The sequence below is a fragment of the Polaromonas aquatica genome, from assembly GCF_042659145.1.
Lineage (GTDB): Bacteria > Pseudomonadota > Gammaproteobacteria > Burkholderiales > Burkholderiaceae_C > Polaromonas > Polaromonas aquatica.
The window spans coordinates 122,920-149,752 of record NZ_JBHSRS010000083.1; the positions used below are offsets into that span (position 1 = coordinate 122,920).

Annotated in this window: 26 protein-coding genes; 6 read left to right on the forward strand and 20 right to left on the reverse strand. The window is 61.0% G+C overall.

Annotated elements, in window-relative coordinates:
- Positions 1-11: 11 nt before the first annotated feature.
- The 4 genes from ACFQND_RS19760 to ACFQND_RS19775 are packed head-to-tail and all read right to left on the reverse strand — an operon-like array spanning position 12 to position 4,538.
- Complete coding sequence (locus ACFQND_RS19760) at positions 12-1,163, reverse strand: acyl-CoA dehydrogenase family protein (RefSeq protein ID WP_371438097.1); 1,152 nt, start codon at positions 1,161-1,163, stop codon at positions 12-14.
- On the reverse strand, positions 1,160-2,332 hold the full coding sequence (locus ACFQND_RS19765; RefSeq protein WP_371438098.1) for an acyl-CoA dehydrogenase family protein: 1,173 nt from the start codon (positions 2,330-2,332) through the stop codon (positions 1,160-1,162). Before ACFQND_RS19765 ends, ACFQND_RS19760 begins: the two co-directional genes overlap by 4 nt.
- A 39-nt stretch (positions 2,333-2,371) precedes the next feature.
- Positions 2,372-3,541, reverse strand: a complete 1,170-nt coding sequence (locus tag ACFQND_RS19770; RefSeq protein WP_371438099.1) for an acyl-CoA dehydrogenase family protein — start codon at positions 3,539-3,541, stop codon at positions 2,372-2,374.
- A gap of 34 nt (positions 3,542-3,575) precedes the next feature.
- A complete protein-coding gene (locus ACFQND_RS19775; protein ID WP_371438100.1) occupies positions 3,576-4,538 on the reverse strand; it encodes a Bug family tripartite tricarboxylate transporter substrate binding protein in 963 nt (320 codons plus the stop codon).
- A gap of 165 nt (positions 4,539-4,703) precedes the next feature.
- Here ACFQND_RS19775 and ACFQND_RS19780 point away from each other — a divergent pair, with 165 nt between their 5' ends.
- The gene (locus ACFQND_RS19780; protein ID WP_371438101.1) at positions 4,704-5,432 is read left to right on the forward strand and encodes a GntR family transcriptional regulator; all 729 of its coding nucleotides are present in this window, start codon (positions 4,704-4,706) and stop codon (positions 5,430-5,432) included.
- A gap of 37 nt (positions 5,433-5,469) precedes the next feature.
- Here the strand turns inward: ACFQND_RS19780 and ACFQND_RS19785 are convergent, their stop codons facing one another.
- The 3 genes from ACFQND_RS19785 to ACFQND_RS19795 are packed head-to-tail and all read right to left on the reverse strand — an operon-like array spanning position 5,470 to position 9,242.
- A complete protein-coding gene (locus ACFQND_RS19785; protein ID WP_371438102.1) occupies positions 5,470-6,813 on the reverse strand; it encodes a 3-deoxy-D-manno-octulosonic acid transferase in 1,344 nt (447 codons plus the stop codon).
- On the reverse strand, positions 6,813-7,838 hold the full coding sequence (gene waaC, locus ACFQND_RS19790) for a lipopolysaccharide heptosyltransferase I (RefSeq protein ID WP_371438103.1): 1,026 nt from the start codon (positions 7,836-7,838) through the stop codon (positions 6,813-6,815). The genes ACFQND_RS19785 and waaC overlap by 1 nt, the downstream gene beginning before the upstream one ends.
- An 18-nt stretch (positions 7,839-7,856) precedes the next feature.
- A complete protein-coding gene (locus tag ACFQND_RS19795; protein ID WP_371438104.1) occupies positions 7,857-9,242 on the reverse strand; it encodes a phosphomannomutase/phosphoglucomutase in 1,386 nt (461 codons plus the stop codon).
- 191 nt (positions 9,243-9,433) lie between these two features.
- Here ACFQND_RS19795 and ACFQND_RS19800 point away from each other — a divergent pair, with 191 nt between their 5' ends.
- Genes ACFQND_RS19800 through ACFQND_RS19810 form a run of 3 tightly spaced genes read left to right on the forward strand, consistent with a single transcriptional unit; the run spans position 9,434 to position 12,538 of the window.
- Positions 9,434-11,047: an Ada metal-binding domain-containing protein gene (locus tag ACFQND_RS19800; RefSeq protein WP_371438105.1), complete on the forward strand. Its 1,614-nt coding sequence runs from the start codon at positions 9,434-9,436 to the stop codon at positions 11,045-11,047.
- 40 nt (positions 11,048-11,087) lie between these two features.
- Positions 11,088-11,609, forward strand: coding sequence for a methylated-DNA--[protein]-cysteine S-methyltransferase (locus tag ACFQND_RS19805; RefSeq protein ID WP_371438106.1), 522 nt, complete (start codon positions 11,088-11,090; stop codon positions 11,607-11,609).
- Complete coding sequence (locus ACFQND_RS19810; RefSeq protein WP_371438107.1) at positions 11,606-12,538, forward strand: DMT family transporter; 933 nt, start codon at positions 11,606-11,608, stop codon at positions 12,536-12,538. The genes ACFQND_RS19805 and ACFQND_RS19810 overlap by 4 nt, the downstream gene beginning before the upstream one ends.
- A gap of 14 nt (positions 12,539-12,552) precedes the next feature.
- On the opposite strand, the gene ACFQND_RS19815 is transcribed toward ACFQND_RS19810, so the two are convergent.
- Positions 12,553-13,212 (reverse strand): DUF1345 domain-containing protein, encoded by a 660-nt coding sequence (locus tag ACFQND_RS19815; protein ID WP_371438108.1) that lies wholly within the window; start codon positions 13,210-13,212, stop codon positions 12,553-12,555.
- Between the two features lie 33 nt (positions 13,213-13,245).
- Positions 13,246-13,602, reverse strand: a complete 357-nt coding sequence (locus ACFQND_RS19820) for a hypothetical protein (RefSeq protein WP_377414405.1) — start codon at positions 13,600-13,602, stop codon at positions 13,246-13,248.
- A 74-nt stretch (positions 13,603-13,676) separates the two neighbouring features.
- Here ACFQND_RS19820 and ACFQND_RS19825 point away from each other — a divergent pair, with 74 nt between their 5' ends.
- Positions 13,677-14,822: a CaiB/BaiF CoA transferase family protein gene (locus tag ACFQND_RS19825; protein WP_371438110.1), complete on the forward strand. Its 1,146-nt coding sequence runs from the start codon at positions 13,677-13,679 to the stop codon at positions 14,820-14,822.
- Between the two features lie 38 nt (positions 14,823-14,860).
- On the opposite strand, the gene ACFQND_RS19830 is transcribed toward ACFQND_RS19825, so the two are convergent.
- Genes ACFQND_RS19830 through ACFQND_RS19845 form a run of 4 tightly spaced genes read right to left on the reverse strand, consistent with a single transcriptional unit; the run spans position 14,861 to position 18,002 of the window.
- The gene (locus ACFQND_RS19830; RefSeq protein ID WP_371438111.1) at positions 14,861-15,652 is read right to left on the reverse strand and encodes an enoyl-CoA hydratase/isomerase family protein; all 792 of its coding nucleotides are present in this window, start codon (positions 15,650-15,652) and stop codon (positions 14,861-14,863) included.
- Between the two features lie 50 nt (positions 15,653-15,702).
- Positions 15,703-16,584 carry an SDR family oxidoreductase gene (locus ACFQND_RS19835; RefSeq protein WP_371438112.1) on the reverse strand — a complete coding sequence of 294 codons (882 nt, stop codon included), beginning with the start codon at positions 16,582-16,584 and terminating at the stop codon, positions 15,703-15,705.
- 15 nt (positions 16,585-16,599) lie between these two features.
- Positions 16,600-17,748 carry an acyl-CoA dehydrogenase family protein gene (locus ACFQND_RS19840; RefSeq protein ID WP_371438113.1) on the reverse strand — a complete coding sequence of 383 codons (1,149 nt, stop codon included), beginning with the start codon at positions 17,746-17,748 and terminating at the stop codon, positions 16,600-16,602.
- Positions 17,748-18,002 carry a hypothetical protein gene (locus tag ACFQND_RS19845; protein WP_377414409.1) on the reverse strand — a complete coding sequence of 85 codons (255 nt, stop codon included), beginning with the start codon at positions 18,000-18,002 and terminating at the stop codon, positions 17,748-17,750. Before ACFQND_RS19845 ends, ACFQND_RS19840 begins: the two co-directional genes overlap by 1 nt.
- Between ACFQND_RS19845 and ACFQND_RS19850 the strand changes: the two genes are divergently transcribed.
- Positions 18,001-18,699, forward strand: a complete 699-nt coding sequence (locus ACFQND_RS19850) for a TetR/AcrR family transcriptional regulator (protein ID WP_377414412.1) — start codon at positions 18,001-18,003, stop codon at positions 18,697-18,699. The two genes, ACFQND_RS19845 and ACFQND_RS19850, sit on opposite strands and share 2 nt — an antisense overlap.
- Here ACFQND_RS19850 and ACFQND_RS19855 read toward each other — a convergent pair.
- The 7 genes from ACFQND_RS19855 to ACFQND_RS19885 all read right to left on the reverse strand — a co-directional run bounded on the left by ACFQND_RS19855 (position 18,663) and on the right by ACFQND_RS19885 (position 26,570).
- Positions 18,663-19,811, reverse strand: a complete 1,149-nt coding sequence (locus tag ACFQND_RS19855; protein ID WP_371438115.1) for an acyl-CoA dehydrogenase family protein — start codon at positions 19,809-19,811, stop codon at positions 18,663-18,665. The genes ACFQND_RS19850 and ACFQND_RS19855 overlap by 37 nt on opposite strands.
- A 174-nt stretch (positions 19,812-19,985) precedes the next feature.
- Positions 19,986-21,140, reverse strand: coding sequence for an ABC transporter substrate-binding protein (locus ACFQND_RS19860; protein WP_371438116.1), 1,155 nt, complete (start codon positions 21,138-21,140; stop codon positions 19,986-19,988).
- Positions 21,141-21,228: 88 nt separating this feature from the next.
- A complete protein-coding gene (locus ACFQND_RS19865) occupies positions 21,229-22,284 on the reverse strand; it encodes a branched-chain amino acid ABC transporter permease (protein ID WP_371438117.1) in 1,056 nt (351 codons plus the stop codon).
- Positions 22,284-23,156, reverse strand: a complete 873-nt coding sequence (locus tag ACFQND_RS19870; RefSeq protein WP_371438118.1) for a branched-chain amino acid ABC transporter permease — start codon at positions 23,154-23,156, stop codon at positions 22,284-22,286. Before ACFQND_RS19870 ends, ACFQND_RS19865 begins: the two co-directional genes overlap by 1 nt.
- Positions 23,153-25,000 carry an AMP-dependent synthetase/ligase gene (locus ACFQND_RS19875; protein WP_371438119.1) on the reverse strand — a complete coding sequence of 616 codons (1,848 nt, stop codon included), beginning with the start codon at positions 24,998-25,000 and terminating at the stop codon, positions 23,153-23,155. The genes ACFQND_RS19870 and ACFQND_RS19875 overlap by 4 nt, the downstream gene beginning before the upstream one ends.
- The gene (locus ACFQND_RS19880; protein ID WP_371438120.1) at positions 24,997-25,776 is read right to left on the reverse strand and encodes an ABC transporter ATP-binding protein; all 780 of its coding nucleotides are present in this window, start codon (positions 25,774-25,776) and stop codon (positions 24,997-24,999) included. The genes ACFQND_RS19875 and ACFQND_RS19880 overlap by 4 nt, the downstream gene beginning before the upstream one ends.
- Complete coding sequence (locus ACFQND_RS19885; protein ID WP_377414416.1) at positions 25,773-26,570, reverse strand: ABC transporter ATP-binding protein; 798 nt, start codon at positions 26,568-26,570, stop codon at positions 25,773-25,775. The genes ACFQND_RS19880 and ACFQND_RS19885 overlap by 4 nt, the downstream gene beginning before the upstream one ends.
- Positions 26,571-26,833 lie beyond the last annotated feature (263 nt).

A 26,833-nucleotide genomic window follows, 5' to 3' on the forward strand; every position in this document is an offset into this window, starting at 1 on the left:
TGAAAAATTGTTCACGCACGAACAGTGTCAAACGTCAGGTCGGCGACCGTTTCCAGTTGCGCCTCTTCCGTGCCGTAAAGGGTGGCGGCCGCAGCCAGGCGCTTGACATACTGGCCCACCACATATTCCTGCGTCATGCCGATGGCCCCGTGCAGTTGCACCGCCTCTTTCCAGCAGTGTTTGGCAACCTGGGCCACGCAGGCCTTGGCGGCAGCGGCGTATTTGCGGCGCGCACCGTTATCCTCGCCGCGACACTCGTCAAAAATTCCAGCGGCCGCGCGGCTCAAGGCACGTGCTTCCTCGATTTCCACAAAAAGGTCAACCAGCCTGTGTTGCACAACCTGGTTCGCCGATATGGGTTTGCCAAACTGCTGCCTTGTTTTCAGGTAGTCCAGCGTAATCTCGAAGGCACGCTGCATGGTCCCCACCGTCTGCGCGCAATGCGCAATGATGGTGCCGTCAATGTAGCGCGCCAGGCGCTCCAGCATGGCGGGCTCCGCCTGTACGTCCAGCGCGTGCGCAACCGGCACATCCTCCAGGCGGAGCCGTCCCGCGCCCTGCCCGTCATACAAGGCGCAAGGCCGTACCGTCAACCCCGGCAAGCCGGCGTCCAGCAGGAAAAGGCCCATCTTCGGGCCGTCATCCATACGGGCCAGGACCATATAGCCATCGGCGCCTGCAAGGCCCAGCGCCAGCGAGGTCTCGCCACCCAGAATGAATCCGCCCTCAACAGTGCGTGCCCGCACATCGGCGCATGGAATGCGGTACGCGTTGCCTGTCGGCAGGAAGGCCAGCACCGCCCGGCGGCTGCCATCGATCAGTCCCGGCAACCATTTTGCTTTTACGTCTTCGACAGCGAGCTCCGCCAGCAACATGTTGGCTGCAATACCGGACGCTACAAACGGCTCGTTGACCACACCACGGCCAAGTTCCTCCGAAACAATGCACACGTCGGAAAACGACCCACCAAAACCGCCGTCGGCTTCGGGCAAAACAATGCCAAGCCAGCCCAGCTCGCCGAACTCTTTCCACTTTTCCGGCAGGCAACCGGCGGGATGGGCAATCGAAGCCTGCAGCTCAGCAGCACCGTATCCACGCTCCACGTAACGGCGTGCACTGTCGGCCAGCATCTGCTGCTCTTCATTGAACATTGAATCGCTCATAGTCCCAGTACCTGCTTGGCCAAAATATTGTGTTGAATCTCGCTTGACCCGCCGGCAATCGTGTAGCCGCGCGACAAAAAACGTCGCGACGACGCAGTCGCCGCAATCTCACTCAGGCCCTCAGCCGTGTCCACAGCATCATGCGACAGGGCTGCAGAGCCGAGCGCATCCACGGTAAGTTCCTCCCACAGCTGGATCAGCTGGCTGCCGCGCATTTTCAGCATGGAGACGTCTGCGCCTATGGGATGGCCGGCCTGAGCCCGGGCAATGAACCGTCCGGCATTCGCCTCAAGTGCCATCAGCCTCACCTCGAGTTCTGAAAACCGCTGCCGGAACCAGGAACTATTGGCCACACGAACGCCGGCCTCGCAATGCGTCATGCCGGCCTCCCGCGCCCGCGCCATGCGGCGCTTGTTCTCACCAATGCGCGCCAGTTTCAGGCGCTCGAATTCCAGCAGGGACTTGGCAATGGTCCAGCCCTGGTTTTCCTCCCCCACAAGGTTCTCGAACGGCACCGAAACGTTATCGAAAAACACTTCGTTAAAAACCACCCAGCCATGAATCCCGAGAATCGGCCGTACTGTGATCCCCGGCGTTTTCATGTCAATCAGCATAAAGGAAATACCCTGCTGCGCCTTGGCCGAGGCATCGGTGCGGACCAGGCAAAACATCCAGTCGGCGTACTGCGCGTAAGAGGTCCAGATCTTGGAACCATTGACCACGTAGTGATCACCGCGGCGTTCCGCCCGCGTGGAGAGCGAAGCCAGGTCCGAGCCTGCATTCGGCTCCGAATAGCCCTGGCACCACCACTGCTCGCCGGACGCGATGGCCGGCAGGAAGCGCCCGCGCTGCGCATCGTTGCCGTATCGGACCAGCACCGGGCCTATCATGTCAAAAGTCACGGAGTTCTGTTCGGGCGCATCGTTGGTGCACATCTCTTCGTCAAAGACCATCTGCTGCTGTACCGTCCAGCCGCCCCCGCCCCATTGACTGGGCCAGTGAGGCACCAGCAAACTTTCTTCAGCGAGCAGCCTGTTCCAGGCGATCGAGCGTTCACGCGGCACCGGCTGGCCGCTGCGCACGGCCTCGCGAATGTCGCCCGGCAGCTTGCTCCGGACGAATGAACGCACCTGCTGCCTGAATTCCTGCAGGCTTGGGTTTGAAGACATGTTTTTTCTTTCAGAATCGATGTTCAGGCCCTTAGTGCCTCAGGCGCTCAGGCGCTTTGAGAAAGCACGCCTGGCAATGGCCGCACGGTGCACCTCGGAGGCGCCGTCGTAGATACGAAAGGGCCTGAGCATGCGCAGGATCATTGACAACGGCAGGTCCTCTGAAATACCAGGCGCGCCCGCTATCTGCACGGCCGAGTCCGCCACCTTGTTCACGGCTTCGGATACAAAGACCTTGGCCATCGACGACTCGTGGCGGATCGATTCGCCCCTGTCGAGCTTTCTGGCAACATCCAGCGTCATCAGGCGTGCCGCATAAAGACTGATATGCGCATCGGCCACCATGGACTGCACCATCTGATGCTCCGACAGGCGCGTGCCGAATGAGTCCCGACCGGCAGCATAGTCCTGCGCCACACTCATCGCCCGCGAGGACAAACCAATCCAGCGCATGCAATGGAACAGCCGTGCACCTTCAAGCCGCAGCTGCGCATGCTCCAGGCCCTTGCCCTCCTCGCCAACCAGGGCTTGCGGCCCGACCTTGCAGTTTTCCAGCCGGATCTCTCCGTGCCCACCGGCATCGAAAGGCTCCATGGTCGGTATGTCGCGCACCACGCGAAAGCCAGGATTGGACTTGTCCACCAGGAACCAGGACACACCGGCATCGCTGCGCGCGACGACGATCGCAAAATCGGCCCGCACGGCACCGCTGATAAACCATTTGTCGCCGTTGATGACCCAGCCTGAATCGGTTCGTGTTGCAGTCGTTTTCAGCATGCGCGGGTCCGACCCCGCGCCCGGTGCCGGCTCGGTCATTGCAAAACAGGAGCGGATGTCCCCGCGCGCCAGCGGTTCAAGATAGCGCTCACGCTGCCACGGGCTGGCGAGTTTTTCCAGCGCGGCTATATCAGGCTGGCCGGGTGCCGCGCATTGCAATGTCGTCGGTCCCAGGAAACTCCGACCGGCTTCTTCAAGAAAGAAGCAGCACTCTTCCCACGAGAGCCCGAGGCCTCCATCGCTCACGGCACGCCTGGGAGCACGCAGGCCGCGTTTGAGGGCCTCCACGCGCAGCTCGCTGGCCTGCTTGTTGATGGCGTCGCCATCATGTGCCGTCTTCAGGTCCTCACTGGGGATCACGACGGTATCCATGAAGTTGCGCAGCTCAGCGATCAGCGCCGAGAACTCTGCCGGGGGTCTTGTCAGGCTCACGTTTTAGTCCTTTCCAAAAAACACGCATTAACACTTACCTCTTGATCACCTTGACCACACTCTCCCAACGCACGGTATCGGCTTTCAAAAATACACCGAAGTCTGGCTGGCTCATGAATGCCGACTCGCCACCGGCGTTCACCAGCCTCTCCTTGACTTCATTCGTTGCGGTGGCGGCCTGTGCCGCAGCCTCCAGCCTCTTGATGACCTCGGGCGGCGTGCCGGCCGGCACGTGAAATCCGTACCAGGACAGTGCCGTGACATCCGGGTAACCGGCCTCGGCAATCGTCGGCACATCAGGCAGTTGTGCCGATCTGTGGCTGCTGATATTGGCCAGCGCACGAATCGTTCCAGACTTGATGTGTGGATAGGCCACCGACGAAGGCAGGATCGTCATGGAAATCGCGCCGTTGATCAGGTCCGGCACCAGGGGCGGGGCGCCCTTGTAAGTCACGGGTTCGAGCTGGAGCCCGGCAACGCTCCTGAACATCGCGACGGCCATGACCTGGGGGCTGCCAGGGCCGCTGTCACCATACTGCAAGGGCTGGGGCGCCCTTTTGGCCAGTTCGACGAACTCCTTTACGGACCTGGCTGGCGACGATGCCGGCACAACAAAGTAGCTGGGTGCCAGCGAAAAACGCGCCACCTGTGTGAAGTCTTTTGGCGCCCAGCGCAACTTGTTTTCCATCAGCGGGTTGTTGATGATGAAAGCCGCGGATACCAGCACGGTGTAGCCATCCGCAGGTGAGCGGGCGACAAACTCTGCGGCAATGTTGCCGCCGGCGCCCGGCCTGGCCTCCACCACGATGGGCTGGCCCAGCTCGGTGGCCATACGCTGCGTCACGGCACGTGTCTGGACGTCGACGACACCACCGGCCGGGTAAGGGACGATCACCCGGATAGGCCTGGAAGGAAAGGGATCTGCGCCCATGGCCGGTGCCGCCGCGAACAATACCGTGAGGCCGAGGACAACAAGGTTTGTGATCGAATGCTTCATGAATGTTTCCAGTAGTGGGTGACTCGTGTGTCGCCGCCGCGCAGGCTGCGGTGAACCCCTGCATGATGCCCTAACCTGTCATAACAGGTATTGGGGGTTTTACCTATCCTGTCATAATAGGTTGTTGCGCGATGATCCATGCAACACCTACCAACCAGTCCATTTATGACCGTCACCGCGCCTGCCACGCTTTCGCTTTTTGCCCAGATCGAATCCAACCTTCGCCAGCGGATACTCAACAACCAGCTGGCGGCAGGCAGCAAGCTGCCTTCGGAGGCGGAACTGGAAACGGAATTTGGCGTGAGCCGCATCACCGTGCGGCAGGCATTGGCAGCGCTGCACGCCAGCGGCCTGATCGAAAAGATCAATGGCAAAGGCAGCTTTGTGACCCGTCCGACGGACGCCCCGGACCTCGGGCCCTTGACGGGGTTTTATGAGCACATGCGCGCACAGGGCCACCAGGCCCACGGCCGCACCCTGCACGTCAGGAAAGTAAGGGCGCCAGCGCAAGCTGCCGAAGCCTTGCGGATAGCGCCCGGGGTGGAACTGACCGCCGTCACCGGTATCCGGATGGTCAACGGCAAACCGCTGGCTATCTGCGTCATCTATGGGCCAACAGCCTTGATAGAAGCCGTGCTGCGGGAAGACATCGAGACCAATGACGCCATGACGTTGCTGGAAAGCCGGCTGGGTTACCGCCTCAAGGCCACACACATAGAGACAAGTGCCATACCTGCCGGCAAGGCGCGTGCGCGCCAACTGAATATCTCGGAGCACGATCCCGTGCTGCGTATCCGGTTCACGCCATACGATGTGTCCGACCAGCCCCTCTGTTATTCAGAAATGTACTTCCGCGGTGACGGGTTCAGCTACAAGGCAGTGGTCAAGCGCTGAGCACCCGGCGACTGGATGACGCCCAAGAGGATACGGACTACAACAGCCAAAGATAGGCTCGCAACGCATCCAGCGTTTTCGTAGTTGCCCCGCGGTTGCGCGCGGTGAACGCCTGCCCTGCGGCCACGGCCCTGGCCTGTGCGGGCGGGTCGTTCAGTAGCCCCAGCGCGGCCCGCACGGCGCCCGGCATATCCACCACACGCAGCGCTACGCCAGCCGCCTCGGCGCGCTCAGCGGCCTCCGTGAAGTTGAAAGTGTGCGGCCCCATCACGACCGGGCAGCCGCAGGCCGCGGCCTCTATGAGGTTTTGCCCGCCCAGTGGGGCAAAGCTGCCGCCCAGCAGGGCCACGTCGCTGAGCGCGTAATACAGCGCCATCTCGCCCAGCGAGTCGCCCAGCCAGACATCGGCTTGCATGGCTTCTTCACTCGCTGCTGGCCCCTGCCCTGCATCCAGCCAGCCCGAACGGCGCGAGACCCTGAGGCCATGTTGCTCTGCCAGTGCCTTGACCTCGTCAAAGCGTTGTGGATGGCGCGGCACCACCAGGAATTTTGGCAAAACCGCGGTCGTTTCTGCTACCAAATTAATAGCTGGTTGCGCGCATACAGCCTTAGCTACGGCACTTATTTCGCTGAAAAAATCGCCCTCCTCGCCTTCACGAGAACTGGCAAACATCACCACCGGCCGCCCCAGCCCCTGCCGCCAGGCCTTGCCCATGGCTTGCTGGTGTTCATCAGGCGCGGCATCAAACTTGAGGCTGCCAAAAATGCCGGCGGCCTCAACGCCAAGCTGGCGGTAACGCCTGGCGTCATCCTCCGTCTGCGCATACACCGCCGACAGCGCACCGTAGGCCGGATACGACAGCCACGCCATGCGCAAGGCCTGCTGCAATGATTTTTCCGACAGTCGGCCGTTGACGAGCACCAGCGGCATGGCGCGCGCGCTGGCCGCCGCCACCATGTTGGGCCAGATTTCGGTTTCCATCAGCAGGCCCAGGCGCGGCTTGAAGTGCCTGAAAAACCGGCCCACCGCAGCCCTGCTGTCCCACGGCTGCCAGACCTGCACGTCACCCGGCTGCAGCAGGCCCAGGCCTTCAGCGCGGCCGGTGGCCGTGCCATGTGTCAACAAAATGCGCAGCCCCGGCGTTTGTGCACGCAAGGCCTTGAGCAAAATAGCCGCCGTACGCGTTTCACCAAGAGAGACGGCGTGGACCCAGACCAGCTCGGACGCGGCTTCGGGCGGCTGGGTGTAATACCCAAAGCGCTCTTGCACCGCTTCGCCATAACCCGGCTCCTGCCGGCTGCGGCGGGCCAGCTTGCGGCGTAAAAACGGTTGTGCCAGCCACATCAGCAGCGAATATGCGGCACGAACCAGGCCGCTCATCACACCTTGCCCCGGCAACCCAGCCATGCCTGCCAGACAGCCTGCACGCCAGGTGTGGGCGTCGCATACACGCTGACCTGCCGGCCACCGCCGGCAAACCCGCCAGGCCCCGTGCGCCAGGCAGTGTCAAAGTTGTAGATCTGAACATGCGGCAAGTCCAGCGCGACGGCGATGTGGCTGACGCCGCTGTCCACGCCAATCACGCCGCCGCATTGCGCCAGTTCGTCAGTCAGAGCATCCAGTGACAGCATGGGCCAGACCGTTACATCCGGTCCATCCAGGGCCTCTGCAATCGCCTGGCTGGTTGCAAGCTCTTTGGCATTGCCATGCGCCAGCGCGACTTTGCAGCCGGCCGCATTCAGCTGCCGGCCCAGCGCTATCCAGTGATCCAGCGGCCACTCCTTGTCGGCGCGCGAGGTTCCATGCACAAAAACGACGGTGTTTCGGCGCCGGCCATCCGCTATGTTTTCGATAGCTGCTTGCGCGCGTTCCACGCTGGCCTGGGGCCTGTTTAATCCAAAATCCGGCACAGGGGCGAAGGTGTAGCCCAGCGCGCGCGCCGCCAGTTCCCGCGAGCGCTGCACGGCGTGGATGTGCGGTTCCATGCGAATCGCCACATCGGCGACCCAGCGCGTCGGCGCTTCATAACCCGAGCCCTCGGTCTGGTTGGCCAGCGCATAACGTTTGCCGCCAGGCGCCAGCTTTGCCAGCCGCGCTACCAGGGCAGACTTGGTCAGGCCCTGCAAATCAATCACTGCGTCGTAGCCTTCGCGCTGCAGGTCAGCCCTGAATGCCCGCCATTCGCTGCGTGTGGCCGCAGAAAAAAAAGGCGACTTGCGCCAGCGCCGGATCTCACAGGGAATCACGCGCTGCAAACCAGCACACTTTGATAGCAGCGGGGCGAAGGCTTTTTCAACAACCCAGTCAATCTGCGCATCGGGCATGGCGGCGCGAATATCCTGCACAACGGGCAGCGCATGCACCACATCGCCCAGCGACGACAGTTTGACCAAAAGGATTTTCATCAAGCCGGTTAAACAGTTCTAGTGCGCGGCCGCCGCAAAACTCGCATCGGGTTTGACGCTGCGCAACAAGGCCAGCATGTCAGCCTCGATCCGGTCAAGGGCCTGCTGTGTATGGCCTTCAAAGCGCAGTACCAGCACCGGCGTGGTGTTGGAAGCGCGTATCAAGCCAAAGCCGTCCGGCCAGTCAACACGCACACCGTCAATCGTCGAAATTTTTGCGGGTTCAGCAAACTTCGCAAATTTAATCAGCGCCTCAACCACCGTGTGCGGCTCGCCTTCCCTGCACGCCACATTGAGCTCGGGCGTGCTGAAGCTGGTCGGCAGGCTGTTCAGCAAGGCGCCGGCATCGGGCACGCGGCTCACGATCTCCAGCAGGCGCGCGCCGGCATAGGTGCCATCGTCAAAACCATACCAGCGCTCCTTGAAAAAGATGTGGCCACTCATCTCGCCGCCCAGCGGTGAATTGATCTCTTTCATCTTTGCCTTGATGAGGGAATGGCCGGTCTTGTACATCAGGGGCACACCGCCCGCCGCCTCGATCGCCGGAGCCAGGCGCTGCGAGCATTTCACGTCAAACAAGATCGTTGCGCCAGGCACGCGCGACAGCACATCGCGTGCAAACAGCATCATCTGCCGGTCCGGGTAAATGTTTTGCCCGTCTTTAGTCACAATGCCCAGCCGGTCGCCATCGCCGTCAAAAGCCAGGCCAAGCTCGGCGTCGGAGCTTTGCAGGGCGTTGATCAGGTCTTTCAGGTTTTCAGGTTTGCTCGGGTCGGGGTGGTGGTTGGGGAAATTGCCATCAACTTCGCTGAACAGCTCGGTCACTTCACAGCCCAGTGCGCGAAAAATTGCCGGCGCCGATGCACCCGCGATGCCGTTACCTGAATCAACCACGATTTTCATGGGGCGCGATAGCTTGATACCCGAGACAATGCGCTCACGGTAGTCGGCTTCCACATTGACCTGGTTGACCGTGCCGGGTTGGGCCGGCAGCATCCAGTTTTCTGATTCAATGGTTTTTCGCAGGGCCTGGATGTCATCGCCATAGATCGCACGCCCGGCCAGCACCATCTTGAATCCGTTGTAGTCCTTGGGGTTGTGGCTACCGGTCACCTGTATGCCCGAGGTGGCCAGCGTGCTGGCTGCGAAATAAAGCATGGGCGTGGTGACCATGCCCACATCCACCACGTTCACGCCCGCAGCCGCCAGGCCGCGCACCAGGGCCGCGCTGAGCGAAGGCCCGCTGAGCCGGCCGTCGCGGCCGACGGCGACGGTGGTTTCACCTTCTTTCAGGGCCACGGTACCAAAAGCCTTGCCCAGCGCCTCGGCCAGAGCTTCGTTGATGGTGGCGGGCACGATGCCGCGAATATCGTAGGCCTTGAAAATCGATGCGCTGACTTGCATTGAAGGGGTTCCTGGCAGTTGGGAAACATTTGGGAGGCACATTGAGTGCCGTGCCGCGAATGGAAGCACGAAGAGCGTCGATTGTAGGCGGCGACGGCCGTTGAACGGCCCTTTTTGGCAGTCCCCGAGGTCTTCATGGGGATGTCCGAAAACGGCTAGTACAAAGCCGGATGAGGCGTAGTATTGCGCCCATGAACACCGAATTCGCCCTCGCCGACAACGATTGTTACCTCGCCCTGAAAGCGCGGGATGCCCGTTTTGACGGCAGCTTCTTCACCGGTGTGACTTCCACCGGTATCTACTGCCGGCCTGTCTGCAGCGTCAAGACGCCCAAGCGCGAAAACTGCCGCTTTTTCCACCATGCCGCGCAGGCCGAAAACGCCGGCTTTCGCCCCTGCCTGCGCTGCCGCCCCGAACTGGCGCCGCATTCGGTGGTGTGGTCCATCCAGGATGCGTCCTACATCCTGGCCCACCAGGCCGCGCGCCTGCTGGATGAACCGGAAATGTGGACTGAAGAAGCCCCGTCTGTCGATAAGCTGGCCTCCAGGCTGGGTGTGAGCGACCGCCATGTAAGGCGCATATTTGAAGCCCAGTTTGGCGTGTCGCCCATGCAATACCTGCAAACGCGGCGGCTGCACACCGCCAAACAGTTGCTGGCCGACACCGCCCTGCCTATCACGCAGATTGCGCTGATGAGCGGCTACGCCAGCGTGCGGCGCTTTAATGCTGCCTTTCTGGAGCACTACAAACTCAACCCGACACAACTGCGGCGTAAGGGTATGAACGGCAGCAGCAACGCGGAAGGCAGCGCCGGCACGGACCAGGGCATCACCATACGGCTGGGTTACCGCCCACCTTACGACGTGGCGGCCATGCTGGCCTTTTTCAACAAGCGCATGATTGATGCTATTGAATTCATAGCTAACAGCGCTCACGGAACGGTGACCGGCAGGACTTTACGCATCGATTCTGGCGGCAAGCCGCACAGCGGCTGGCTGCGCATGCGCTTTGACGAGGTCCGCTCGCAGCTGGTGCTGACTGTCAGCGACTCGCTGCGCGACGTGCTGCCGCTGGTGATTCGCCGCGTGCGTGCGGCCTACGACCTGGATGCCGACCCCAGCGCCATCAACAGCGTGCTGCATGCGAGCTTTCCGTCCGGCGACGGCTTGCGCGTGCCCGGCGCGCTGGACGGTTACGAGCTGGCCGTGCGCGCCGTGCTGGGCCAGCAGATCACGGTGGCGGCCGCACGCACGCTGGCGCAGCGCATGGTGGGCCAGTTCGGTGAACCGATTCAAACCCCTTGGCCGGAGTTGACGCGCCTGTTTCCGGCCCCTGCCGTTCTGGCCGCAGCCAGCGGCGATGCGTTGGGCCAGTTGGGCATCGTCAGGCAGCGGCAGGCAGCCATTGTCGGCATCGCGCAGGCGGTGCTTGAGAAACGCCTGCAACTGCACGGCGGTGCGGACGTCAATGCCACCATCGCCGCGCTCAAGGAACTGCCCGGCGTTGGCGACTGGACGGCGCAATACATCGCCATGCGCGCGCTGCGCTGGCCGGATGCATTTCCGACAGGCGACGTGGCGCTGCACAAGGCGCTTGGCGTGCAGGGCCAGAAAAACCCGGCCCGGCAAGCAGAGCTGGCTTCCATGGCCTGGAAGCCCTGGCGCAGTTATGCGGTCATCAGGGTCTGGAGCGGCGCCTGGAGCGGTGCGCCGGCCAGCACTCCACCGGACAACAAAACCAGCGCTATCAAAAATGCAGCTGGCCGCGCACGGAAAACGGTGGCCACGGCATTGAATTGCTCTTGAAAAGCAATTTTCAGCACCTGTCAGCCAAAGGAATCCCATCATGAAATTCGATCGCTCCATCGTTCAGACAACTTTCCAAAGCCCCCTGGGCACCATGATCATTGCCGCCACCGACAAAGGTCTGGCCGGCCTGTGGTTTGAAGGGCAAAAACATCTGCCAGAGGAATTGATCGGCACCACCGTCTGGCCAAACAACGAAAAGCACCCAGTGCTGAAAAAAGCCATTCAGCAGCTCACCGAATATTTCAGCGGCCAGCGCACGCAGTTTGATGTCCCGCTGGACCTGTCCGGCGGCACGGACTTCCAGCAGGCGGTGTGGCAGGTGCTGCTGGCCATTCCCCAGGGCCGCACCAGCAGCTACAGCGAGGTCAGCAACCGCATTGGCAAACCCGCTGCCGTACGCGCGGTCGGTGCGGCGGTTGGGCGCAATCCGGTTAGCATCATCGTGCCGTGCCACCGTGTGGTCGGCATGAACGGCTCGCTCACCGGCTATGCTGGGGGGCTGGACCGCAAAACCGCGCTGCTCAAGCTGGAGGGCGCGCTTCAGGAAACCATGTTTTGAACACACCACCCACTGCCACTCCCTCAACCACCGCCGCTGCCGGCGCCAAACCGTGGCTGTCCGACCTGATCATGCTGGCCGCGATCTGGGGTGCCTCGTTTTTGCTGATGCACATCAGTACGGTGGAGTTCGGCCCTTTGCCGACCGCTGCAGTGCGCGTGGGGATTGCAGCGCTGTTCCTGTTTCCCCTGGTCTGCCTGCGCGGCTTGCTGCCTGATTTGAAGCGGCATTGGCGCCGGGTATTTTTTGTGGGCGTGCTCAATTCGGGCATCCCGTTTGCGTGCTTTGCGTTCGCACTGCTGTCCATCACGACCGGGCTGTCAGCCATCCTCAACGCCACGGTGCCGATGTTCGGCGCCCTGGTCGCGTGGCTCTGGCTCAAGGACAAACCCGATGCCTCGCGGATTCTCGGGCTGGTGCTGGGTTTTGCCGGTGTTGCCCTGCTGGCCTGGGACAAGGCCAGCTTCAAACCCGATGCATCGGGCATCGCGCCCGGCTGGGCAGTGCTGGCCTGCCTGCTCGCCTGCATCTGCTACGCCATTGCGGCCAGTTACACCAAACGCTACCTGACAGGCATCCCGCCACTGGTCACTGCAGCGGGCAGCCAGATGGGCGCTACCCTGGGCCTTGCCCTGCCTGCCGCCTGGCTCTGGCCCGCGCAGATGCCGGGCACCCGGGCCTGGCTGGCGCTGCTGGTAGTCGGCGTGCTCTGCAGCGGGCTGGCCTACATATTGTTTTTCAGGCTGATCGAAAACGCCGGCCCGCCGCGTGCGCTGTCGGTGACATTCCTGGTGCCGGTGTTTGCCATTTTTTATGGCGCCGTGGTCCTCGGTGAAGTGGTCACGCCGTGGATGCTGCTGTGTGCCGTGGTCATCGTGTGCGGTACAGCGCTGTCAACCGGGTTGCTTAAATTGGGCAGGAAAACCTGAGCCGCCCGTAAAACCTACTGCAGGACACCCGCCACCACGTTGATGCTGAGCGCCAGGATCAGCATGTTGAAGCCGAACGAGAGCACGCCGTGCAGCAGCGTGAGCCTGCGCATCTCGCGCGATGTGACCTGCACGTCGGACACCTGCGAGGTCATGCCAACCACAAAGGCGTAATACAGAAAATCAAAGTAATCCGGATCCAGCCCGCCCGGAAACTGCAGGCCCGGCCCGTCGGGCTCATTCAGCTTTTCCTCGTGGTAATAGCGGTGGGCATAACGGAACGCAAAGATGGTGTGAATGAAAAGCCAGGAAGCGACCAGCGCAACCACAGACAAACCAATGTGCAGCACGCGCTGCAGGCCCGAAAGATCGCGGCTCTGCTGCATCAACACGGTAATCGCCGCCACGCAGGCCATGGTGGCCAGCAGCAGCACCAGGAAGAGCACCACGCTGGGTTCATCCTGCGCCTGCGCACGTACGCGCGTGCGCCTGGCATCAAAACGCACGCACAGCCACCATGCCAGCGCCAGGTAGACGGCAATGCCCACACACCAGCCAAACAAACCGCGAAACTGCCAGCCCGTGGGCAAAGGCAGCGCCGCGACCGCCATACCGGCCAGCAAGCCGTATACAAGACGCTGCGGGCCGGTAGTTTCAGAAATATGTTTGCGCATGGCGGCTATTGTGCGGCCAACGGCGTCAAACGCTCAATGCCTGCGCCGGGGCTGCGCCTGTTTTGGCAGCAGGTCTTGACGGACGCCTTTGGCCTGCGAGAGCGCTTTTGAAAATACCTGCTGCAAACCTGGGTCATTACAGTCCGCGGTGACACTGAAGCAGTAATCCCAATGCGCAGCGGAAATATCCGCGCCAATCCTGGCGGCCACCGCCAGCCGCAACACGGCCAGCCGGGCGTGGCCGTACTCGATACTTCTGTCCAGCAGCGCAGCGGCGCACGCCCTGGCAGCGCTTTCCTCTTCACATGACGGCTCCGGCCTTTCGAAGGCCACGATGGCGCGCTTCATGGCGCGGACTTTTTCCCTGGACATGTTTTCTGGCTTTCGCATTTCATTTATGTATTCATACATACTATATGCAATAATCAAAAACCATTCAATGCCAGGTCAACAGGAATTTCACCATGCCCGGTCCGCTGCACGGCGTCAGAGTCATAGAGATGGCCGGCCTTGGCCCCACCCCGTTTTGCGCCATGATGCTGGCCGACGCGGGCGCCGACGTGGTGACCATCAACCGGCCCAATGCCAAACCGTCAGGCAACACACGCAACCCTGCCACGGACGCATTGGCCCGCGGACGGCGCCACCTGACGCTGGACCTCAAGAAACCCGAAGCCACACAACTCCTGCTGCGCCTGGTGGAAGGCGCCCAGGTCCTTCTTGAAGGCTACCGGCCCGGCGTCATGGAGCGGCTGGGGCTTGGGCCGGACACCTGCCTGGCCAGGAATCCGCGACTGGTTTACGGCCGCATGACCGGCTGGGGGCAGACCGGCCCGTTCGCGCAGGCAGCAGGACATGACATCAACTACATCGCCTTGTCGGGCGCCCTGCATGCGACAGGCACCAGCGGGCAGCCGCTTCCACCGCTGAACCTGGTGGGCGACTTCGGCGGCGGCGCCATGATGCTGGCCTTCGGGGTCAGCAGCGCACTTTATGAAAGCCAGCGCTCGGGCCAGGGGCAAGTCATTGACGCCGCCATGAGCGACGGTGCGGCTTTGCTGATGGCGCCGTTTTATGCCATGTTTGCAAGCGGCTCATGGCGCGATGCACGCGAGTCCAACACACTTGACGGCGCGGCCCCCTTTTATTGCAGTTACCGCTGCAGCGACGGCCGCTTTATCTCTGTCGCACCGTTGGAGCCGCAGTTCTACGAACTCTTCCTGAACCTCATGGAGATCAGCGACGAGATTTTCCGCCAGCGTGACGACCGATCGGCATGGCCCCTGTTGAAGGAGCGCCTGGCGCAGCGTTTTGCCAGCCGTACGCGTGATGAATGGTGCGCGCTCCTCGAAGGCACCGATGTCTGCTTTGCGCCCGTGCTCGGCCTCGCGGAGGCGCCACTGCATCCGCACAACCGTGCACGCGGCACCTTTGTCGATGTGGCGGGCGCCTGGCAGCCGGCGCCGGCGCCCCGCTTCAGCCGGACAGCCAGCGCGCTGCCCGCAGCACCGCGCGCCAGCAGCGAGGCCGCCAATGAAGTGCTGCGTGAAGCAGGCCTTGACCACGCGGCCGTAGAGGCCCTGCGCGCCGCCGGAGCCCTGCAAATGTGAACACCCGCGCGCGCTTCGCACGGCGCCGGATCCGCCAACTAGCAGCCGCGAAATACAGCCTTCCGGCGTTCCACCTGGGCAGAAATGCCTTCCCGGGCATCCGCCGTCACGGAAACACGTGCCAGCGTCATCGCTTCATCCTCCAGTTGCGCCTCAAGCTGCGCCGAACCCGCACGCAGGAACAGCCGCTTGATCTCGCCATAGGCCACAGTCGGTCCTGCAGCAAATTCCTGGGCCAGCGCCAGCGCCTGGGCCTGCAGTTCGGCGTCCGGCACGACGCGGTCTGCCAGGCCTGCCTGCAGCGCCTCCTGGCTACCCAGCACCTCCCGCATCAACACGAACCGGCGCGCCCGTGCCACGCCCATGCGCGCTGTCAGCGTGACACTGGATCCCGAGTCGCAGCTGAACCCGATCTTTGCGAAAGCGGAGCCGATCCGAGCTGACTCGCCTGCCAGCACCATGTCGCAACCGGCCAGCAGCGCGGTACCGGCGCCCAGAGCCCAACCCTGCACGGCCACCACAACAGGCACCGGCAGTTGCCATGCCCGCTGCAGGCCCATGTGCATGTCAGCAGTCCAGCTCCGCAAGAGTGGCGCCATGTTGGCGCGCTCCGGGTAAAACATCTTGATATCCCCGCCGAAACTGAAGTTCTCACCCTCGGCCCGCAACAAAACTGCACGCAAACCAGGCGTGTCCCAGAGCTGCTGGATGGCCTGCCTGAAATCACGCGCCAGATCGCTGTCGATCGGGTTGCCTCGCTCCGGCTGGGTCAGGCTGACAATGGCCAGGCCCGCCTGCATTTCAATGTGGATGGTCGATGCTTTATTCATGAGATCTGGTGTCCTTGGAGAAATCAGGGAGGGCGTTGCGGCGATGGTTTTCAGCCCTGCCCAGCCAGCAGTTTCGGCAGCGTTGCACGGTGGAACCCCTCAAAGGGCTTGCTGCGCCCGTGCGGCTCCAGTTGCCACGTGCCGCGGGCATTGGGCGTCCCGCCGTCAACACGGATGCAGGAACCGGTGATGTAGGCTGCTGCAGGGGAAAGCAGGTAGACGATGGCGGCCGAAATTTCCGCCTCGGTGCCGTAGCGCTGAAGCGGCACGGTCTTTGTATAGCCCAGGATCTTCTTTTTGGCCTCGGGGGAATAGGTGTCAAATCCGCTCGATGCAATCCCGCCGGGCGCCACCGTATTGACACGCACGCCGGAAGCCGCCCACTCGCAGGCAGCGGACTCGCTCAGGTTCAGCATGCCGGCCCGGGCTGCCCCGGAATGCGCAAAATCGGGCCAGCCGTTCCAGATATCGGCTATGACATTGACAATCGCACCGCCGTTGGCCTCCATCCATCGGGTATAGGCCTCCCGCATGAAGATGAAGCCGCCGGTGAGGTTGTTGCGCACCACCGCTTCGAAGCCGTTGGTCGAGATTGTTTTCATCGCGGTCCGGTACTGTCCACCGGCGTTATTGACCAGGCCATCCAGCCGCCCGCGCGACTGCAACACGGCATCGATGGTCTGGCCGACCGCCGCCTCGTTGCGGATATCGCAGACCTGCACATCCGCGCTGCCGCCATCTCCGGTGATCTCGGCCTTCACCGCCTCCAGCTTTTCGGCGGTTCGGCCAACCAGCACAACATGGGCACCCAGTGAAGCAAGCTCGTGCGCCGTGCAGCGGCCTATCCCGCTGCCGCCGCCCGTCACAATGATGGCCTGGCCGGCGAACAGGTCTGCGCGGAATACGGATTGATAAGCAGATTGGTCAGACATGAGACTCCTTCGAATTCAATATTGAACTGCGGCCCGGCCAATTCGCGTGCGCGCTATCACCAGCTTCATCACGCCGGCGGTGCCATCACCGATTTCCAGCCCCATCACGTCACGCATGCGCTGCTGGTGCGGCAGGTCCTTGCTCCAGCCGTAATGGCCGAAGGTCAGCAGGCACTGGTGAATCACGTCAAACGCGGTCTTCGGCCCCATCCACTTGACCATCGCCGCCTCTGCCGTGTGCGGCTGCCCGGCATCGCGCAGGGCCAGCGCATGGTAGGAAAGCTGGCGCACGGCCGCGACATGCGATTCGCCCTCCGCCAGGGGAAAACTCACACCCTGGAACTGGCCTATCGGCCGGCCGAATGCCTCGCGCTCCGCGGCATAGGCCCAGGCCTCGTCAAGCGAAGCCTGGGCAGCACCGCAACATTGCAGTGCGATCAAGGCGCGGCTGTAGTCAAAGCCCTGCATCACCTGCGTAAAACCCTTGCCCTCGTCACCCAGGCGGTGACTGGCCGGTATGCGCACATCGTCGAAAAATACCGATCCACGCCCGATGATGGCGCTGCCCACATCATCAAAACGGGTGCGGGAAATGCCGGGTGTGTCTCCGGGTATGAAAAAAGCCGACACGCCTTTGGCCCCCTCGTCCGCCTGCCCGGTCCGCGCAAAGACCAGGAAAGCGTCCGCGCAATCGGCAAACGTGATCGAGGTCTTCTCACCGTTAATTACATAATGCTCGCCATCCCGGCGGGCGCGTAACTGGAGGTTGCTCGCATCCGAACCGCCACGGGGCTCGGTCAGGCAAATCGCAATGATGGCCTCGCCACGCACCATCCGCGGCACCCACGCCCTGACAATCCCGGGTTGCGCATGGCGCATCAATATGGCGCCGTTAAGGGAAATGCCTACCGGCACCGCGCTCACGTTGAAGTCGCCATAAGCCAGTTCTTCCGTGATGAGGCCGGTCGTGGCAGCATCAGCGCCAAGCCCGCCGAACTCTTCAGGCAGGTCCACGCCCAACAGGCCCAGGCGGCCCATCTCGGCGACAAGTGCGCGGTCAAGCACCCCCGCTTTTTCGCGTTTCTGGTAATCGGGCAGCAGACGTTCACGGGCGAACCGTCGCGCGGTCTCCTGCAGGGCTTTTTGGTCATCGGTCAGTACCATCAGAAGCGTCTCCCAAGCAATGTTTCAGTTGTTTCTTTTCTTGCAAAGAAATAATATGCTAGATTATCATATGCATCAACATAAAATGACAATGCCTTTTCACACGGCCTGGGCACCCACTCATGCGCCTGCAGGGCCTGCTGCATAATGCGATGCCCCCTCACAAGACTTTCATCCCGGAACCCCATGCCACCACCGCGCTCCCGTCCCACGACTCGCAGGCTGCCGCGGGATGAACGCATCTCCAGGATCATGTCCGTCACCCGGGCGATGCTTGCCGAGAAGGGCCACGACAATATCGTGACCACGGAAGTGGCTGAACGCTGCGGCATCTCCGAAGCCACGATCTACAAGTACTTTGAAAGCAAGCGCGACCTGCTGATCCAGGTGGCCGAGCAGTGGTTCGACGAACTGCTGCGCGAAGACCACCGCAGCGTGGCAGGCCGCGGTACCCTGGAGGCGCTGCGGCAACTGGTGTGGCGCAACCTGTCGGTGGTACGGCGGGAACCCGCGCTGACACGCTTTGTGCTGCTGGACTTGAGGCCGGACCCGGCCTACCGCTCGATGCCGGTTTTTGAATTGAATCGCCGCTTCACCGCACAGGTGACGGAAGTCCTTGTCGAAGGCGTTCGTTGCGGCGAGCTTAAAGACGACGTCCCCGTCAGCCTGCTTCGCGACATGATTTTCGGCTGCATTGAACACCAGACATGGGCCTTTCTGCGCGGCGAAGGCAATTTTTCCGTTGAAGAAGCTACCGACGGCATTGCGACCGTGATCTTTCGCGGGATGCGCACCACGCCATCCCTGCCCGGGGCAGCAGCGCAACAGGGGCTCGGGGAGGCGGTGGCCCGGCTGGAGCGCGTGGCGGCAAAACTCGAACACAATGCTGCAGGCGCTGCTACGCGTCCCGGACGTCAAACCCGGGCCCTGCCCGAGCCGGGTTCGTCGTAAACATACTTGGCCACCAATAGACGCTGGATCTGATTGGTGCCCTCCCATATCTGCGAGACCTTGGCGTCCCGCATCATGCGCTCGACCGCATAGTCCTTCATGTAGCCGTAACCGCCGTGCAGTTGCACGGCATCGGTCGTGACCTTCATGGCTGTGTCCGAGCACAACGTCTTGGCCATTGATGCAAACCCCCGCGCGCGTCCGTCATTGGACTCGCCCGCGATCTCCACCGTGCGGTACAGCAAGGCCCGCGCCGACTCGACCGCAATCGCCATATCGGCCACCATGCCGCGTACCATCTGGAAGCGCGACACCCTGGTTCCAAACTGGTCTCGCCCCGCGGTATAAGTCACGGCCTCATCAAGCGCGCCCTGGGCCAGGCCAAGGGCCTGCGCCGACACCAGCGGACGCGTGTAGGTCAGGGTCTGGATCATGTAGTCGTGCCCCCGCTCCGGATCACCAACGACCCGGTGTTCAGGCACCATGCAGTCCTCAAAAATCAGGTCCGCGGTGGGGCTGCCGCGCATGCCCATTTTGCGTTCATGGCGGCCGATCCGGAAGCCGGGCGCGTCGCAATGCAGCATGAACACGCCAAAGGCGTTGTCGGATACCCGGGCCAGAACCGCGTACCAGTCGGACCACCCGACGTTGGAGATAAAACGTTTCTGGCCATTGATGCGCCATCCACCGGCAACACGTTCGGCGCGCGTCCTGATGCCGCGCAGGTCAGACCCCCCGCCCGGCTCCGTCAGGCAAAAACTGGCTCCGCATTGACCAGCCGCTACGGCTGGAACGATTTCCTGTTTCAGTTCCTCGCTTCCGAACCAGACCAGCGGCGTCAATGCAGCCCAGGGAATCAGCAGCACCAGCGACGAAGAACCGCACACCCGGGCCACCTCCTCAACGGCAATGACCTGCGACATCAAATCACCGCCAGCGCCGCCCAATGCCTCCGGAAACGGCAACCCATTGAGGGCCATCGCGCGAAAGGCATCGATCGAATCCCTGGGCAGGCGCGACTCCTCGTCCACAACGCCGGCGTGCGGCCTGATCTTCTCCTGAGCCAGGCGCCGCACCTGGTGCCGGAATTCTTCGTATTCGTGTAATTTCATGGCAATGAAGGTTCAATTGCTTTCGCAGGTAAGAGAACCGCGCGCATGTGCGGAACACCGCTGGCGGGAGCCTGTTCATGCTTGTTGAGTCGCCGCAAAGACCACGGTCAACGATCCGGTCCATCGCTGCGCCGGAATCAACGACGGCATGGCTCCCGCCCGCCCCGAAGATACTTATTTCACCGGTACAAACTGCTTGCCGGCAAAGTCGATTTTCAGCAGGCCCCCGGCAGGGGCCGACAAACGTACGCCCGGGCCGAAAGACACCGGCGCGCCAACGCCGGCAGAAAAATTCTTCGTTTTCTCGATGTTGGCCACCACGCAAGCGCGCGTCACGTCCTTGCCGCACGCGGCGATGGCGTTGCCGTACACCTTCATGGCCACGTAAGCCAGCATGGTGTAGCGGTTGGCCTTGGCCTGGTCGTCCTTCGGCAGGTATTTTTCCGCAAGACCCAGGAATTTTCCGGAAGCAACCTTGTCGGTAATGGACGGGACGAAGTCATAGATGTACATGCCGTCACCCTCGGCACCGGCCAGGTCAATCATCGGCGGCGTATGGTCAGTCCAGAGACCGGCGAACTTGACATTGAGGCCCTGTTTTTTTGCCTCCTTGATGATGGCCGAATTGATGGCCGGCAATCCACCCAGGTGAATGGCGGTGACACCAGAAGCCTTCAGCCGCAGGATCTCGGAAGAGAAATCGATCTGCTTTGGCTTGAAGCGCTGCTTGAGCACAGAGTTCAGGTTCAGCTCCTTGACGGCACGGTCATAACCAGCCTCGCGAGGTGCGCCGGATTCATCGTCCTGGACCAGCGACGCCCACTTTTCATTCGGGTGCAGTTTGTTGACGGCCTTGAGCAGTTCATAAGAGCCATCCTGGTAGGTCATACCAATACCAAACACCGGCCGGTTTGGCGCGTAGTGGGCCTCGGTGGTGACCGCCGGGTTGATGACCGGGATCTTGTTCTTTTCCAGGATGGGCATCATCGCCAGGCCGTGCGAGCCGCCCGAGATGGTTCCCAGCGCAAACACGTTGTGCACGTCGATCAGCTTTTGCAGTGCCTGCACAGATTGCGCCGGCACATACTGGTCGTCCTCGACAATGACTTTTATCTTGCGGCCATTGATGCCGCCTGCAGCGTTGATTTCCTCGGCGCCAAGGCGCAGGCCGAGGGTGATGGTATAGCCGAGCTGGCCAGCCGGTCCCGTATACGGCGCGACGCCGCCGATCACGATTTCCTTGTCCGTCACACCTGGGTCCGCAGCAAATGCCGAACCGCAGGCTGCGACCAGTGCCGCTACGGCGGCCAGTTTCAATACTTTGCGCATGGTGATTGCTCCTTTATTGTCATTGACTACTAACTACCAGGCGGCTGTGTAAGGCCCCCATGATTCGGATTCGGTCATCGGCAGGTGCCTATTTGCTCTTCCGGGCATACGGCCAGTCGGACCAGAAACGTTTGATGTGCTTCCATCGCGAAGCCATGCCGTCCGGCTCGAAGCGAAGAAAAACCATGATGACCAGCGCATAGATCACGCCCTTGAGCTCAGGCGCGTTGGCCGCCGAGAGCGACCTCATGGGTCCGCCTATCAAATCGAATATCCGGCCGCTCAGTTCAGGCAGCAGTGTGATCACGATGGCACCCAGCACCGCGCCTTGCACGCTGCCCAGGCCGCCGACGATGATCATCGTGAGTACTTCAATGCTGGTGATGAGTGCGAAACTGTCTATATTGAGGTAACGCAGGTGCAATGCCAGTACCGAGCCAGCTACCCCGGCGATAAAGGCACTGACGGCAAAAGCCAGTAATTTGTAGCTGCGCAGGTTGATGCCCATCAGGCTGGCCGCAATGTCATAGTCATGCAGCGCGCTCCAGGCGCGGCCAACGCGGCTGCGCAGAAGGTTGAGGGCGACCAGGACGGTGACCACGACTACCGCGAGCGCAAGATAGTAGATGGCCGGCCCTGAGTCCATTGAAAGCCCAAAAAAGCTGGGCCGGGTAACGGTCTTCCCGCCAGATCCGCCTGTGAGCGAACTTGTCTCAAGAATCAATGTGGTGACAATAATTGAAAACGCCAAAGTAGTAATGGCGAGATACAAGCCTTTAAGACGAAGCGACGGTATACCGACCAGTAAACTCACCAGCGCCGACAGGCCACCGGAAGCGGCCATCGCAGGCAACAGGCCCCAGCCATGATCCGTCACGAGTATGGCTGTGGTGTATGCCCCCAGCGCCAGGAAGCCCGCGTGACCGAGCGAGATCATGCCCGCGGTTCCCGTCACCAGGTTCAGCCCCACCGCACCGGTGGCCGCGATAAAAATCATGGTGCCATAGTTGGCGATATAAGCTGGCGCCACCAGCGGCAAGACGACGAGTACGAGCATCAGGCTCGCGTACCAGCCCCAGGTATCCATGTAAGGCACCAGCCGCGTCAGCGCGCGGTAGGATTCGCTGAAAGTTTTCGTCCGCATCAAACCCTCTCGATGTCTTTTTCACCAAACAGGCCATGAGGCCGCACCATCATGACGAGCAGGATGATTGCAAAGCCGGCAATTTCCTTGTAGCCGGAGCCGATGTAGCCTCCGGCCAGATTCTCTGCCACGCCTATCACCAGGCCGCCCAAAGCCGCGCCAAGCACGGAATCCAGTCCGCCCAGGATCACCGCGGGGAAGGCCTGTATGCCCACATGGCCCATGTCCAGCCCGACGTGGTAAATATTTGCAAACAGCAAACCGGTCAGCCCGGCAAGAATTGCGGAAAGAATCCAGGCCACCCGGTAGAGCTTGCTGACGGACAGGCCCATCAACAATGCAACCGTGGGATCGGTTGCCGTGGCGCGCATGGCGATACCCAGCACGCTGTAACGCAGGAAAGCCCAGATGCCCGCGCATGCGGAGAGGTAAATGCCGACCAGTGCAATCTGTGCGGGCTGGATATTGGTACCCAGTACGTCGATGGACGAGCCGGCACTTCCACCCGGCATGCGCATGGGATCAGTACCCCAGACAAGGCCGATGACGGAACGCAACAGAACCGCCAGGGCGATAGTCATCATGACCAGTGAAAAAATGGGCTGGCCGAGCATGGGCCGCACCACCAGCCTCTCAATCAGTATGCCCAGCAACACCGAGGAGGCCATGACGCTGAGGACAACCAGGGGCATGCTTCCATTGGTTCGCAACGCGACGGAAAATGAGATGTAGGCAATCAGCATCATGACCTCGCCCTGTGCGAAGTTCACGACACGGCTTACCTTGAAGATGATCGCAAACCCCATCGCGACCAAACCGTACATGGTTCCAACCACCAGGCCGGACACGACCAGACTCGATAGATAGCTCATTGCGTGGCGACTCCATAGATACGCGCGATTTCGTCAGCGTACTTTTTCTCAATCGCGGAGCGTTTGACTTTTTGCGTAGCAGTCAATTCGCCATCATCCTGGTCCAGCTCTTTGGCCAGGATGGCGAATTTCCTGACGCTCTCCACACGGGCAAACCGTTCGTTCACGCGATCCACTTCGATCGAAACCAGGGTATTCACCTCGGGCAGGACGGCCAAGGAGCGGTAGTTGGTGTAAGCCAGGTTTTTTTCCTGCGCCCACTTGCCAACCGTTTCCGGATCGATCTGGATCAGCGCGGCAACGAAATGGCGCGCTTCGCCAAGAATGATGGCCTCACGAATATAGGGAGACTCCTTGAGCGCGTTCTCCAGCTCCGAAGGCGCGATGTTCTTGCCGCCACTGGTGATGATGATTGCCTTCTTGCGGTCGACAATGCGGATTTCCCCGTTGGCCGCCTGCTCGGCAATGTCGCCCGTGGCAAGCCAGCGGTCCTGATCCAGTACTTTCGCGGTGCTTTCGTCATCAAACAGATAACCCGAGAACACTGTCGGACCCTTGATCATGATCTCGCCGTCGTCGGCGATGCGGTATTCGATGCCCTGGATGGCCCGCCCGGCGCAACCGGCCAGGCGCGCTTCGTCGTGCTGCGCAAAGGTGATGCCGCCACTTTCGGTCAGGCCATAAACCTGGTATACCGGCAGCCCCATGACCTCAAAAAAGCGAAGGGTTTCAGGTGACACCGAGGATCCGCCGCAAATCCTGACAACTGAATGGTCCAGTCCCATATGGCGGATCACGCTGCGGAACATCAGCAGCCAGTAGAACCAGTCCTCGATCCGCGACAGCCTGCCCCGCTGCCCGCTGCCCCGTGCTTCATCGCGCGCCAGCTTGCTATAGGCGCGATTGAAAATCTTCTCAAAGATTCGGCCCTGTATCCAGTGCCCCTCCTTGAGTTTGGTCAGCGCAGTCAGGCGGTGTTTTTCCCATATACGTGGCATGCCCAGGAAAACCGAGGGACTGATCTCACGGATGTTCTGCTGAACCGTGTCAATCGATTCCGCAAAATTGACGACCCCACCGGTGCGCAAATGCACCGTCATGGAACAGATGCGCTCCCCCACGTGGCACAAGGGCAAATAGCAAAGCACCGAATAATTGTCGGCATTGAGCTTGTAGGTCCTGGCCAGCGCATCAGCTGAGTGCAGCAGGTTCGACGGGCTGAGCTGTGCGCCCTTGGGCGGCCCGGTCGTGCCTGAGGTATAGACAATAATGCCCACATCATCAGGGCCAATCTGCTCGAGCACGCCCCGCCACCACGCCAGCTTTTCAGTAGCCGGAACCTGCTTTGCCGCGGCGGAAACCGTTTCGAAAGGCACGATGCCCGGATTGTTGTAGTGAAGCATGCCCTTCATGTCAACGCAGATGAGCTTTTCAACCAGCGCAAGCCCGGCTTCACTGGCGGCCGCCTGCAGAAGTTTGTCGGTCTGCTCCTGGTCACCGCAAACAACGAAGCGACACCGGGAATGACTCACGATGTACTGGGTCTCGAACCACGAATTGGTCGGGTAAATGCCTACAGAAACGCCGCCCAGCGCCTGCGTGGCCATGTCCGCAATAATCCACTCCGGCGTGTCTTCGCTGGCAATTGCCAGGCGGTCGCCGCGCTTGAACCCCAGGTCCGCCAGTCCTTTTGCAAAGTTGATGACCCTGTCCTCATATTCAGCCCAGCTCGTGCGGTGCCAGATGCCGCGCACCTTCTCGCGCATTGCCACCCTGTCAGGGATTGTTTCGGCGCGGTAACGCAAAAGATGCGGCAACGTCGTCCGTACCATGTCTATCGTCATGATTTTGCGACCCCCAGGTAAGCTTCGACGACAGCCGGGTTGCCGGCAACCTCTGCAGGTGTTCCGGAAGCGATCATGCAACCGAAATTCAGCACATGCACGGTGTCAGAGATGTCCATGACAACATCCATGTCGTGTTCAATCATCAGCACCGTGATACCCAGTTCATCACGCAGGTCGAGTACAAAGCGGGCAATGTCTTCCGTCTCTTCATGGTTCATGCCGGAAACCATCTCGTCGAGCAAGAGCAACTTTGGCTGGGTCGCCAGCGCACGCCCCAGCTCCACCCGTTTTTGCAGGCCATAAGAAAGCGTCGATACAGGTTGATGGCGGATTTCCTCGATTTCAAGGAATTCAATAATCGTTTCAACACGTTCACGCGCCATGCACTCCTCACGCGAGGTCCTGCCCCAGTACCAGGCACCGCCAAAGACACCGGACTTCAGATGTGCATGCATTCCCACCAGCAGGTTGTCCACCACGGTGCCATGACGGAACAACGCAAGATTCTGGAATGTGCGGCTGATACCCTGTCCGGCCAGGTCATGCGGCTTGCAATGCAGCAAATCCCGGTCCTGAAACCGGATCTGCCCGGCACTCGGTTCGTACAGCCGGCAGATCATGTTGAAAAAAGTAGTCTTGCCCGCGCCGTTGGGGCCAATGATGCTGACAATGCTTCCTGGCGCAACGTCCATGGAAACGTCCGTCAAGGCCTTGACGCCACCAAAACGCATATTCAGGCCGCGAATACTCAGCAATGGATCAACTGCAGTCATGACAACCACCTCTTGCGGCGCCTGTAATGTTTGACCTCGCGCATGGACCGCTTGGTGTCCGTGGCACTCATGCCCAAATAAAACTCCTGTATCTCGGAACTGCTTGCCAGGGCTTCCGCCGTGCCGTCGAAGGCCACTCGCCCGCGCTCCAGCACATAGCCGTAATCGGCAACTGACAGCGCCAGGCTGGCGTTTTGCTCCACCAGCAGGATCGCTATGCCCTGCTCCGCGGGGAGGCGCGCAATGACTTCGAATATCTGTTCGACGATCTTCGGCGCCAGGCCAAGTGAAGGCTCATCCAGCATCAGCAGCGAGGGGTGCGACATCAGCGCGCGGCCGATCGCCACCATCTGTTGCTGGCCGCCGGACAGGTAGCCGGCAATGCGTTGCCGGTGATCCACCAGATCCGGAAAAACCGTGTAAACCCGCTCCAGGGACTGCGCACGGTCTGCGCGGCTGCGGGTTGCCCCGCCCATGATCAGGTTTTCTTCAACTGTCAGGTTGACAAAAAGGCGCCGCCCCTCAGGCACATGCACGATGCCCTGCCGCACAATTTCATCAGACGGGGTGACCGACAGGTCCTCGTCGCCGAACTGGATACTGCCCGCGACGAGGGCGCCCTTCTCAGGCTTCAGGATTCCGGATATGGCCTTCAGCAGCGTACTTTTGCCGGAGCCGTTGGCACCAAGGATGGTAATGACCTTTCCAGGAGGAACCATGAAGGAGACGTCACGCACCGCCTCTATTGAGTCGTCGTAGAAGATCTGGGCATTCGTAACTGTAAGTTTGGGCATCTTGGTTTTCGCAACTTTTGTTGATTTGCGAATTTAGTACGCAAGCGAATTTTATAGAGCAATACGGTTCCACATAAATGGGGGTAAACACCAGTAAGTACGACTATTGAAAAATATTGTTTTACTTCACACTTAGATGTAATCTCCTCTGTAAATTCATATTTTTTAATGGTGAGTTGAGCTTTTTTAACAACCAAGCAATTAATATAGTATGCCAACACAAGATATGCAATATTAAAAATATCAGCCGATCAGCATCGCAC

Bases quoted from the DNA above. Each gene is read 5' to 3' on its own strand.
- ACFQND_RS19760 (WP_371438097.1), bottom strand. From the start codon at position 1,163: ATGAGCGATTCAATGTTCAATGAAGAGCAGCAGATGCTGGCCGACAGT.
- ACFQND_RS19765 (WP_371438098.1), bottom strand. From the start codon at position 2,332: ATGTCTTCAAACCCAAGCCTGCAGGAATTCAGGCAGCAGGTGCGTTCA.
- ACFQND_RS19775 (WP_371438100.1), bottom strand. From the start codon at position 4,538: ATGAAGCATTCGATCACAAACCTTGTTGTCCTCGGCCTCACGGTATTG.
- ACFQND_RS19780 (WP_371438101.1), top strand. From the start codon at position 4,704: ATGACCGTCACCGCGCCTGCCACGCTTTCGCTTTTTGCCCAGATCGAA.
- ACFQND_RS19785 (WP_371438102.1), bottom strand. From the start codon at position 6,813: ATGAGCGGCCTGGTTCGTGCCGCATATTCGCTGCTGATGTGGCTGGCA.
- waaC (WP_371438103.1), bottom strand. From the start codon at position 7,838: ATGAAAATCCTTTTGGTCAAACTGTCGTCGCTGGGCGATGTGGTGCAT.
- ACFQND_RS19795 (WP_371438104.1), bottom strand. From the start codon at position 9,242: ATGCAAGTCAGCGCATCGATTTTCAAGGCCTACGATATTCGCGGCATC.
- ACFQND_RS19800 (WP_371438105.1), top strand. From the start codon at position 9,434: ATGAACACCGAATTCGCCCTCGCCGACAACGATTGTTACCTCGCCCTG.
- ACFQND_RS19805 (WP_371438106.1), top strand. From the start codon at position 11,088: ATGAAATTCGATCGCTCCATCGTTCAGACAACTTTCCAAAGCCCCCTG.
- ACFQND_RS19815 (WP_371438108.1), bottom strand. From the start codon at position 13,212: ATGCGCAAACATATTTCTGAAACTACCGGCCCGCAGCGTCTTGTATAC.
- ACFQND_RS19820 (WP_377414405.1), bottom strand. From the start codon at position 13,602: ATGCGAAAGCCAGAAAACATGTCCAGGGAAAAAGTCCGCGCCATGAAG.
- ACFQND_RS19825 (WP_371438110.1), top strand. From the start codon at position 13,677: ATGCCCGGTCCGCTGCACGGCGTCAGAGTCATAGAGATGGCCGGCCTT.
- ACFQND_RS19830 (WP_371438111.1), bottom strand. From the start codon at position 15,652: ATGAATAAAGCATCGACCATCCACATTGAAATGCAGGCGGGCCTGGCC.
- ACFQND_RS19835 (WP_371438112.1), bottom strand. From the start codon at position 16,584: ATGTCTGACCAATCTGCTTATCAATCCGTATTCCGCGCAGACCTGTTC.
- ACFQND_RS19840 (WP_371438113.1), bottom strand. From the start codon at position 17,748: ATGGTACTGACCGATGACCAAAAAGCCCTGCAGGAGACCGCGCGACGG.
- ACFQND_RS19850 (WP_377414412.1), top strand. From the start codon at position 18,001: ATGTCCGTCACCCGGGCGATGCTTGCCGAGAAGGGCCACGACAATATC.
- ACFQND_RS19845 (WP_377414409.1), bottom strand. From the start codon at position 18,002: ATGATCCTGGAGATGCGTTCATCCCGCGGCAGCCTGCGAGTCGTGGGA.
- ACFQND_RS19855 (WP_371438115.1), bottom strand. From the start codon at position 19,811: ATGAAATTACACGAATACGAAGAATTCCGGCACCAGGTGCGGCGCCTG.
- ACFQND_RS19860 (WP_371438116.1), bottom strand. From the start codon at position 21,140: ATGCGCAAAGTATTGAAACTGGCCGCCGTAGCGGCACTGGTCGCAGCC.
- ACFQND_RS19865 (WP_371438117.1), bottom strand. From the start codon at position 22,284: ATGCGGACGAAAACTTTCAGCGAATCCTACCGCGCGCTGACGCGGCTG.
- ACFQND_RS19870 (WP_371438118.1), bottom strand. From the start codon at position 23,156: ATGAGCTATCTATCGAGTCTGGTCGTGTCCGGCCTGGTGGTTGGAACC.
- ACFQND_RS19875 (WP_371438119.1), bottom strand. From the start codon at position 25,000: ATGACGATAGACATGGTACGGACGACGTTGCCGCATCTTTTGCGTTAC.
- ACFQND_RS19880 (WP_371438120.1), bottom strand. From the start codon at position 25,776: ATGACTGCAGTTGATCCATTGCTGAGTATTCGCGGCCTGAATATGCGT.
- ACFQND_RS19885 (WP_377414416.1), bottom strand. From the start codon at position 26,570: ATGCCCAAACTTACAGTTACGAATGCCCAGATCTTCTACGACGACTCA.